This is a genomic window from Corynebacterium sp. HMSC074C01, from assembly GCF_001814605.1.
Classification (GTDB): domain Bacteria; phylum Actinomycetota; class Actinomycetes; order Mycobacteriales; family Mycobacteriaceae; genus Corynebacterium.
The window spans coordinates 1-5,991 of the sequence record NZ_KV817277.1; the positions used below are offsets into that span (position 1 = coordinate 1).

The window sequence follows — 5,991 nt, forward strand, 5'->3', positions numbered from 1 at the left end:
TTCATTGGGGTGGTGTGGGCCTTGATGATGCCATCCTCGACCTGTTGGGGTTGGGTGTGCGTGCTGTCCCTCTGGGGCGCGGTGGCCGGGTGATTCCCTTTGGTCATCGTTGGCCACGTTGTGGGGCTGAATTCAGCGAGCGGGGGTGGTGCTAATGGCATGGCGCCCAGATGAATTTGGCGAGCCCATCACTATTAAGGGTGGTCTGGTTGGTCGTGACCATCGTGGTCGTCCGCAGTACGCGCCGGGCAGGGTAGTGGAGCACTGTGTGGTGTCCCCAGCCGGTGACCAGGTGGTGAGCGGTGATGGTTTCGCGCATGGTGACATTACGAAGCTTCAGGTGCTCGCCCCTCCCGGTACTCACGTGGAGGATGGTGACACCGTCGTGATTCGTGGTGAGGATTACACGGTGCAGCAGCGGCAGTCTTTCGACTACAGCGTTGGTCGGCGCCCTGTGGTGTCGTGGCATCAGCCGAAGGTGATCTTCATTGTGGAGCGAGGGGAGGTGTCAGACGGTGTCGCTTAACTACCACCAGTTGTTTAAGCAGATGGCGGCTACACCGCAGGTGAAGGCTGCGTCTCGTAAGAAGGCGGAGCAGGTGAAGCGGTTCATTGAGATTCGCTGGCCCGAGGTCAATGAGCTATCCGAGCGTGACCGTGCCTTCCTCCACGATGACCGTGGCGAGGTCGTGAAAATTACCGAAGCCACCCGTGGTACCAACCGCCCTACTCATGTGGTGACGGTGCGTCATCCTGGTGCGGTGGCGAAGCAGGCGAAGGACAGCTTCGTGACGAAGGCGGTGAAGGATGCTTCCTGAGTTTGGCCTCACTCCCGACCCTGTCGCCATTGTCCACAAGCACGTTCTGAAGCTGTTTCCTGAAGCGGACCAGGACATGGTGCACCTGCATTTCTTGCCAGATGGCTATAACTGCCACAACGACGGCGTGGGCGTGGTCGTCTCTAGCGATGTGGCGCAGGTGGATGAGTCGGCGCACTCGCGAGACCTCGTGAAGGTCAGTGTGTATGGGCCTGACCATGACCAGGTGCGCCGCCTCGGCAGGAACCTGTACACCGCCCTAACCCAAGGAATGACGGGGGTTGGGCTGGGTGTTTCCCGGTCCGCTTCTACGTTCTTCGGGTCGGGGCCTTCCTATCAGCCAACCGGGTTTGTGTCGACGATGAGTTTGTCGGTCGGTATCGCCAAGCTTTTCTTCCAGCCGTCGACGTAAACCCACCAACTAACCAACTTTTCCTTTTTGGCCACCCTGCGGGGTGGCTTTTTCTATGTCCTTTTGAAAGGGGATAAACAATGTCCAAGCTTCGTAGCGTTGGCCTTGACCTGCGCGTCCTTGAAGACCGCGAGGTCCTGGTCAACTTCTCTGATGACCCGACGATTGATAAGAAGACCGGCGCTTTCGTCGGTGAGTGGGAATCTCTTGGCCTGGAGCCGACCGACTCCCAGCATGGCCACACCCGCGAGGTGTCCTCCAACACCACCAACCTGACTGGTGGCCAGTCGTCCACTTCTTACACTGCTGGTGCTATCACCGGCGCGGTGGACGGTATTGCTGGCTCCCCGGTGATGCGCTACATCGAAAACCCGGGTGCTGTGGTGCAGGAGGGCACTACCTACGGCAAGCACTCCGACGAAGTTGCCAAGGGTTACGTCGCTTTCGTGCACAAGTTCACCTCTGGTCTGGTGCGTATCTGGGTGTCTCGCGAGAAGGCTGACCTGGTCATTAATGAGCGTGTGACTGCGAAGGACCCGCAGGCCCGCCCGGTTCAGATCACTTTCAACAATGGTGACGATGAGCGCTACTACGAGGAGCGTTTTTACATCGTCGGAAAGGACGGCTCCGTGACCCGCGTCGAGGAGAAGATCTTCAAGGATATCTCGGATGTGGAGGCCCAGATTAAGGCCGGTACCGCGTTCCACCCGCAGGCCTCCGCTAATGGCCTGACTGCGATGGTCGTCAAGCCCGATGAGTCCGGTGATGTGACCCTGCATGAGTACGAGGACCCGAAGTCCGGCGAGACCGCGGAGAACTCCAATGATGGTGTTCGTGCCTCCGGCGGTGTTCCTGGTGCTTCCGACCAGTAGTCGCTGACTTACCGGGCTGTGTGTTTTCTTGGCGGTTCCGCACACAGCCCACCCAGGCTTTTACCAAAAGGTCTAGGAACCGCCACACCTTTCATTTTCCAATTCCATAAGGAGGAACCGCCATGGCAACCGCCAACAACAAAACCACCCGCAAGACCACCACGAAGGCCGAGGACGTAGAAGTCCTCGACGCTGACACCACCCCTGAGAAGCCCGCCATCGTGGACGGCATCTACACCGAAGAAGCCACCCTCACCAACGGCGTATCCCTCAAGATTGAGGTCATCGTCGACAAGGACCAGCTGCCCGCCTCCATGTCCTCGCTGGTGTTCGAGGGCAACCTGGAGGGCATGATTCTTGCGCAGGTCACCCCGCTGACCCGCAAGCTACTCGACCTGACCGGCGCAACGCGCAAGGACCTGCATGAGGTGATTGCTCCGGTTGTGCAGCGTGGTACTGAGCTGGCTGGTGAGTAATGTCTGCCCGGCTGATTCTCGAGGATGAGCCGGGCACCTGGGTCGAATTCATACACGCCGGGGCACGCTACCGTGCACGCCGCGACCCCATGGACCTAGGGCACGAATTCGTGACCCAACTACCAGAAAACCCGCGTCTCATCTGGCGGCTATTTGATGAGTCTTCACAGATTCGGGCCATGACCGCCGCCTACGCGCAGGGCGGCCTGTATGAGCAGATGGACGCCTACTTTGAGGCGACCGGCCTGTCCGTGTACAAGGTGGCGCTAGCGGCCCTCGCGGTGGAGAACATCGACCTGCTTGAGGTTGATTTGCTGCGCATCGGTCTTGATGTGCGCGACTGGCTCGACCCCGAAGGGGGCCTGTCGACGCGGCGCGTGGTGGCGCTCTATCAGGATTTGTTGGAGCGGCCGGAGACACTGGTGGGGGCGAAGCGCTGGGATATCAAACCAGCAGACAAAGCCGCCCTGGCGGTGGCTATGTTTCATGCGAGCTTCAATGAGCCGGGGGATGAGCATAGCTTCCTCAAGTCGCCGAAGAAGCTGGCCCAGGAGCTGGAGGATGCGCGTATCGCCGCTGAGAAGCGTGAGCGTATGAGCCACGACCGCAAGACGGTACTCACGGATGGTTCTGGTGGGTCGTTTGAGTCGTCGACGGATGAGTCGCTGCGCATGCTGGAAGAGATTGCTGCCGCCCAGTAAGGGCAGTTTTAGTTTTTGAGGAGGCTTTAATGTCTGCTGGTTTCGTGTCGGTTCCCGTCGTTCCCACGTTTAAGGGGATGAGCAAGGAGTTTTCGCAGCGCCTAGAGAAGCCTGCTCAGGAGTCAGGCAAGCGCGCCGGCGAAGCCATGAGCAAGGGCCTTGAGGGCGCGGTCGAGAACATCGAGCGCCAGGTCAAGGCATCCTCCACGAAACTCAACGAACTCGACCGCGCCTATGAGACCTCCGTCGGCAAGCGTGCCGCGCAGCAGGAGAAGCTGGAGGCCGTCACCCTGCGCCTGCGGGATGCTGAAGAGAAGTACCAGAAGGCCCTGGAGAAGGGCGGCAAGGGCACTGCTGAGCTGGCGAAGGTCAAGGAAGCTAAAGCTCGTGTTATCGGCGAGACTGAGAAGCTTGAGCAGGCCGAGATCAATGTTCGTGTGGCTGAGGAGAAGCACAAGAACCAGCTCGAAGACCTCAACCGCACGCTGGGCAAGTACCAAGATGCGCAGAAGTCTGCAAAGGATGAGGAGGACCGCCATAAGGGTGTTCTGGGTGGTCTGCGCAAAGAGATGGATAAGGCGAAGGCTTCAGCTGATGAAGCTGGAACCTCGTTTCACGATATTGGTTCCAAGCTAAAGTCTGGCATGGCTGTCGCATCTGGCGCTGTGGCCGGTGGGCTTGCGGGCCTTGTCAAGGTCGGAACAACTTTCGATAACACGTGGGACACGGTGCGAGCCGGTACTGGTGCCACGGGTGAAGCATTCGAGGCGCTTAAGGAAAATATTCGCAACGTCGCGAAGGAATCTGTGGGCGTTGGTGGGGACTTCGAGGCTATTGGCTCGACCGCCGCGGACCTGAATACTCGCCTGGGGCTGACTGGTAAGCCGCTTGAGGATATGACGCGGTCGATGATGCAGCTGCAGGAGCTGGGCGTCGACGCGGATATTAACTCGTTGTCTCAGGCTCTGAACGGTTTCGGCGTGGAGGCTGAGGATATGCCGGGCATGCTGGACAAGATGTTCCAGGTGTCGCAGGCTACTGGTTTGTCGGTGTCTGAGCTTGCGAACTCCGCGGTGAAGGCTGGCCCGTCGTTGCGTGGCTTTGGCTTTGATATGGCTGATTCGGCTGCCCTGGTAGGCCAGATGGACAAAGCCGGTCTTGATGCTGATAAGACGCTGCAGTCTATGCAGCGTGCGTTGGCGGAGTTTTCGTCCGAGGGGCGTGATGCGCCGGAGGCGTTGAAAGAAACGATTGGCAGTATCGAGGAGCTTATTAACGCGGGCGACGAAGCAGCTGCGATTGATATGGCCTCAAACATCTTTGGCACTCGTGGCGCCGCGCAATTCGTGGATGCTGTTAAGACTGGCACGCTGTCGGTAGATGATTTCATGGCGGCGACCGGTGCGACGTCAGACACGATTAATGGTGTTGCGGAGGAGACCGCCGATTTTGCGGAGAAGTGGGACCAATTCAAGCTGAATGCGCTGGCCGCTTTGGAGCCGGTGGCGTCTAAGATTTTTGATTCTATTGCTCCCGCGATGCAGCTGGTCATTGATAAGGTCATGCCGCTGGCGGCGTCTTTTGCGGAGCAACTCGGCCCGGTTCTTGAGGATGTTGTTGGTAAGCTCACCACGCTCGGTGAGTGGATACTCAAGAATAAGGACTACTTAGTTCCGCTGCTTGCCGCGGTGGGTACTGCGATTGGCTTGTGGAAGGCGTGGACGCTCGGCATGACTGCCGTGACCACGGCGCTAAAGCTCGCTAAGGCTGCCCAGGAAGGCATGAACCTTGCGATGAAGGCCAATGTTATTGGCATTGTTGTAACGGCGATTGCTGCTTTAGTTGCTGGTCTTGTGTGGTTTTTCACTAAGACTGAGACGGGGCGGGAGCTTTGGGAAAAGTTCACCGCGGCGCTCGTTGACGGCTGGCAGTGGGTGTCTGAGAAGTTCTCCGAGGTATGGGGTTGGATCCAGGACAATGTTCTCAACCCTATGGTGGATTTCTTCCAGAACGTCCTGTGGCCTGCTATTCAGTCCGTTATTGGTTGGATTGGTGACAAGTGGAATTGGCTGTCTGAAACTTTGTCTGCGGTGTGGAGCTGGATTCGTGACAACGTCATTCAGCGTCAGATTGAGGGTTTCCACCGTATGTGGGACGCGGTGTCCGCGGTTGCCGGCTGGATTTCCGACAAGTGGAACTGGCTATACGGCATTCTGTTGAATGTGTGGAACTGGTTGGATGAGAATGTCATCCAGCGTCAGATTCAGGGTTTCCACCGCATGTGGGCTGCCGTCCTCGCCGTAGCTGGATGGATTGCTGATAAATGGCAGTGGATGGCCGACCGTCTACGCGATGGTTGGGTATGGATTGATGAGAATGTCTTCGGTCCATTAAAGAGCGGCCTTGACACGGTCAAGGGCTGGTTCCGCACCGCGGTGGATGCTATCGGCAAGATTTGGGACGGTATCAAGGAAAAGACCAAGAAGCCGGTGCAGTTCGTTGTGGACGTGGTCTACAACAACGGTATCCGTAAGGCGTGGAACGCGGTCGCGGGCCTCGTCGGCCTGGACAAGCTGCAGGAAATCAAGTTCGCCACCGGCGGTATCCTTCCTGGCTACACCCCGGGCCGTGACCCGTACACCTTCATCGAGCCGAATACGGGTATGCGTATTGGCTTGTCCGGCGGTGAGGCCATTATGCGGCCCGAGGCCA

At 58.3% G+C, this 5,991-nt stretch carries 7 protein-coding genes; all 7 read left to right on the forward strand.

Translation table 11 applies throughout. The annotated features are described in order from the left end of the window. Nucleotides 1-154: 154 nt before the first annotated feature. Nucleotides 155-526, forward strand: coding sequence for a hypothetical protein (locus HMPREF2978_RS05645; protein ID WP_083316502.1), 372 nt, complete (start codon nt 155-157; stop codon nt 524-526). Then, a complete protein-coding gene (locus tag HMPREF2978_RS05650) occupies nt 516-818 on the forward strand; it encodes a hypothetical protein (protein ID WP_070744546.1) in 303 nt (100 codons plus the stop codon). Before HMPREF2978_RS05645 ends, HMPREF2978_RS05650 begins: the two co-directional genes overlap by 11 nt. Next, nucleotides 808-1,230: a hypothetical protein gene (locus tag HMPREF2978_RS05655; RefSeq protein WP_070744548.1), complete on the forward strand. Its 423-nt coding sequence runs from the start codon at nt 808-810 to the stop codon at nt 1,228-1,230. The genes HMPREF2978_RS05650 and HMPREF2978_RS05655 overlap by 11 nt, the downstream gene beginning before the upstream one ends. Nucleotides 1,231-1,310: 80 nt before the next feature. Continuing rightward, complete coding sequence (locus HMPREF2978_RS05660; RefSeq protein WP_070744549.1) at nt 1,311-2,102, forward strand: hypothetical protein; 792 nt, start codon at nt 1,311-1,313, stop codon at nt 2,100-2,102. Nucleotides 2,103-2,224: 122 nt separating this feature from the next. Beyond that, nucleotides 2,225-2,578, forward strand: a complete 354-nt coding sequence (locus HMPREF2978_RS05665) for a hypothetical protein (RefSeq protein WP_070744551.1) — start codon at nt 2,225-2,227, stop codon at nt 2,576-2,578. Further along, the gene (locus tag HMPREF2978_RS05670) at nt 2,578-3,279 is read left to right on the forward strand and encodes a hypothetical protein (protein WP_070744553.1); all 702 of its coding nucleotides are present in this window, start codon (nt 2,578-2,580) and stop codon (nt 3,277-3,279) included. The genes HMPREF2978_RS05665 and HMPREF2978_RS05670 overlap by 1 nt, the downstream gene beginning before the upstream one ends. Before the next feature lie 29 nt (nt 3,280-3,308). Further along, the coding region (locus tag HMPREF2978_RS05675; RefSeq protein WP_070744555.1) for a phage tail tape measure protein at nt 3,309-5,991 on the forward strand (2,683 nt) is incomplete at its 3' end.